We start from the raw sequence: 413 nt of genomic DNA, 5'->3' as shown, positions 1-413 counted from the left end.
ATCCAGCCGCGGATCGGCGAGGGTAAGGTCGCGGACTATATTCCCGAGCTCGCCAAGGTCGACCCGAAGCAGTTCGGCATGGCGATCGTCACTGTCGACGGCAAAGTCTATCGCGTCGGCGATGCCGACACTGCCTTCTCGATCCAGAGCATATCGAAGGTCTTCATGCTGACGCTGGCGCTCGGCAAGGTCGGCGAGGGGCTGTGGAAGCGGGTCGGGCGCGAACCCTCCGGATCGGCTTTCAACTCGATCGTCCAGCTCGAGCATGAGAGCGGCATCCCCCGCAACCCCTTCATCAATGCCGGCGCGATCGCCGTCAGCGACGTCGTCATGGCCGGCCATGCGCCGCGCGAGGCAATCGGGGAGCTGCTGCGCTTCGTGCGTTATCTGGCCGATGACGAGTCGATTACCAT

The 413-nt window shown here is 63.7% G+C and carries 1 protein-coding gene; it reads left to right on the top strand.

Annotation, left to right across the window (positions count from 1 at the left end):
- The coding region (locus tag K6N12_RS33725) for a glutaminase (protein WP_246645736.1) at positions 1–413 on the top strand (413 nt) is incomplete at both ends.

It is taken from the genome of Rhizobium redzepovicii, from assembly GCF_019793435.1.
In the GTDB taxonomy this organism is placed as follows: Bacteria; Pseudomonadota; Alphaproteobacteria; order Rhizobiales; family Rhizobiaceae; genus Rhizobium; species Rhizobium redzepovicii.
This window is presented reverse-complemented; position numbering and strand designations above follow the sequence as displayed.